Origin of the sequence: Catonella sp., assembly GCF_052169795.1 — a bacterium.
In the GTDB taxonomy this organism is placed as follows: Bacteria; Bacillota; Clostridia; order Lachnospirales; family Lachnospiraceae; genus Catonella.
This window is the reverse complement of the sequence record NZ_JBQNBU010000153.1, coordinates 1-3098: the sequence shown is the minus strand read 5'-3', so window position 1 is coordinate 3098 and position 3098 is coordinate 1. Positions and strand designations below refer to the sequence as shown.

Below are 3098 nucleotides of genomic sequence, written 5' to 3'. Positions count from 1 at the left end.
GAACTCCAATTGATTTTAATAAGGTTAGAGGGACTGAAATTCATTATAATGAAAAGATTAAGAATACTAAGGTAAGTTCAGAAAGATTTGCGACATTGATTTTAGATAATATTTGCAGTGTGATAGATACCAAAAAGAGAGGGGCTGTCAGAGGCAGTGAGCTTTATGTTTTGGGACATACAAATATGCCTTCAGCTCTTGTAGAGATTGGTTTCCTTACCAATAAGGAAGATTTGGCTCTGATTCAGGATGATAAAAAAATGAAACAATGTGCAGAAGCTGCATATGAAGCAATTGTACAGGCATTTAAGGAAAATGAGGAATAATGGATAAGATAGTTTTTGCAACAGGAAATGAAGGAAAAATAAAGGAGATAAAGGAAATACTTGCAGATTTTTCTGTAGAAGTAGTTTCTATGAAAGAAATGAATATTACTACAGAAGTAGAAGAAAATGGAAACACATTTGAAGAAAATTCACTTATTAAAGCAAGGGCTATATCAAAGCTTACAGGTTTACCTGCTTTGGCAGATGATTCAGGCCTTGAAGTTGATTATTTAAATGGTGAGCCGGGCATTTATTCTGCAAGATACTTAGGTAGAGATACAGATTATGATTATAAGAATAATTATATTATAGATAAGCTTAAAGAGGCTAAAGATGAAGAGAGAAGTGCCAGGTTTGTCTGTGTTATTTCTTTAGTTTTGCCTGATGGAAGAGAATTTATAAAAAAGGGAGTAATGGAAGGGCAAATAGCCTATGAAATCCAAGGTGAAAATGGATTCGGCTATGATCCTATATTTTATCTGCCTCAGTACGGCAAGACTTCTGCGGAGCTTTCAAGTGACGAAAAGAATAAAATAAGCCATAGAGGGAAAGCATTAAGGGCTATGAAGGAAGTGATTAAAGACTTTATATAAAGCATTAATTAAAGTATAAAAGTATATATAGAAAGGAAGTTTATAAGATGAAGAAAATATTGGTACGAACCGGTTTATCTCCTATTGAGGAAACTCCTGTTTCTAATATCCTTGCATATAATCTTATAGGAAATAATGTTGGTAATTTGGTCTATGCTTATTCTGTATATAGGGGGCTTATGACAGAGCCTGATATAGAGTTTGTTCCGACTAAGTATCGTGTTTTAAGGTTAGATGTTGATAGAATTAATGATGAGTGTGATTCTTTTGTGATTCCGTTAGCTGATTTCATCAGACATGACAGAGTTGATGAAATTAAAAATATGACAAAAATAATAAATAAGCTTAAAATTCCCTGTATAATTGTTGGAATAGGAGTAAGAGGGGAATATGATTATGAAAATAAGGGAATTAAATTCAAGGATGATGAGATAGCATATAAATTTTTTAAGGCAGTATTAAATAAGTCTGCTATGATAGGAGTAAGAGGTGAAATAACAGGTGATTATTTAAAAAAGCTTGGATTTATTCCTGAAAAGGATTATACTGTGATAGGATGTCCGTCTTTTTACACCTATGGTGCTGACCTGAAATTAAAAACTGCAAAACTTAATGAAAATTCGAAAATGGCTTTTAATAATACGGTAATGGCAGAAAATAATGTACAGGAATTTTTGCTTAGAGAAAGTGAAAGATTTCACGATTCGTATTATTATCCACAAAAAATTGAAGAACTCAGAACTTTATATTTAGGAACTAAGTACCGTTTTAATAGAAAAATATCCGGTTATCCAAATACAATTGAAAATTCTATCTATATGAAAGATAAGGTGCGTTTTCATACACATTATTGCAGCTGGAAAAATGACCTTGCTGAAAGAGATTTCAGTATTGGACCAAGGCTTCATGGTAATGTTATGGCTATATTGTCGGGAATACCGGCTGTTTGGATTACACATGATGCCAGAATGAGAGAACTTGTGGACTATCATAAATTACCTCAGATTAATGCTGCTGAAATAAATGAAAATACAGATATATTTGAAATATTTGCAAAGGCAGATTACAAGTCTTTTTTGGAAGTACATAAAGAAAATTTTAAACATTATGTTGATTTTTTAGATAAAAATGGAATTTCTCATATTTTTAAGGATTATAAAAATCCTGAACTTAATCCACTTGATAAAATGCTGATGGAACGGGGCATTTATAGTAAGGATTTTTCAGTAAAATCCGTGTTAAAATGTGATATTGAGGAAATTTCTAAGAGAATAGACAGCTATGACCTTTGTCTAAGAACCAGGAGAAAAGAAGATTTAGTTGTTGAACAAGATATTAAAAAAGGGCTTAGGAACGAAATTAGAGAGTTAAAAGATAATAATAAGGCTATAGAAAAAGAATTGAATGCAATTGTAAAAAAGCTTCAAAAAACTGAGGAAAAATTAAGTAAGAAAGATGCAGAACTAAAAGAGGCTAAGAAAACATTTACTTTCTTAGTGAGGAGAAAGGTTAAAAAAGTTTTGGGAATTATAAAGAAAGAGGAGAATAATAGTGGACATAAGTGTTAAAGTATTTGAATTATATGTAGAAAATTCAAATCTTAAAATAGGTATAAGAGTCAGAGGAAACTATGATCCAAGAGTAAGGAAACCTATGGTGACTGTTATTTTCGATAATGGGAAAGAAAATCGCAGAATTCCGATGCCTATTCAGGCATATTATCCTAGTGAGAATTTAAAAACTTTCGATTTTTTTGCAGGATATTCTTATAGTTTAAATCAGGTATTCTTTAAGGATTATGGTGCTGAGCCCATAACAATGAGTTTAGAAATAGTTTATGGAGATAGTGTATTCGATAAGCCTATAATGAATGAATCCGCTGATTTACTGGTTTATGGATCCGAATTTTATGATGTTGCTTTTGGTAGAAAACATGAAAGCATAGAAATTAAGCCTTTAGCTACAGAGCAGGAAGTTGGAATAAAAAATGTTATATTTATGGCATTTCAATCCGGAGTTAGTTTCTTATGGAATATTGTATTGATTATGACATCAGTTTTTTTATTTCCTATTTTTATGTTAGAAGCTTTATTAAATTTTATATATTGTGTCAAAGCTGCTCCCAGAAATAATAAAACAGGTATAATGAGAATATTATTTCATATAAAATGGCGTATTA

4 protein-coding genes are annotated in these 3098 nt (G+C 31.2%); all 4 read left to right on the top strand.

Annotated features, from left to right (window positions below; translation table 11 throughout):
• Window positions 1-326: N-acetylmuramoyl-L-alanine amidase family protein (locus ACTTKP_RS11835; protein ID WP_442554093.1), on the top strand; the 326-nt coding region annotated here is incomplete at its 5' end.
• A complete protein-coding gene (locus ACTTKP_RS11830; protein ID WP_442554092.1) occupies window positions 326-919 on the top strand; it encodes an XTP/dITP diphosphatase in 594 nt (197 codons plus the stop codon). The genes ACTTKP_RS11835 and ACTTKP_RS11830, both read left to right, overlap by 1 nt.
• A gap of 47 nt (window positions 920-966) precedes the next feature.
• Window positions 967-2487 (top strand): polysaccharide pyruvyl transferase family protein, encoded by a 1521-nt coding sequence (locus ACTTKP_RS11825; RefSeq protein ID WP_442554091.1) that lies wholly within the window; start codon window positions 967-969, stop codon window positions 2485-2487.
• Window positions 2471-3098 (top strand): hypothetical protein (locus ACTTKP_RS11820; protein ID WP_442554090.1); only part of this gene is annotated, 628 nt, incomplete at its 3' end. The genes ACTTKP_RS11825 and ACTTKP_RS11820, both read left to right, overlap by 17 nt.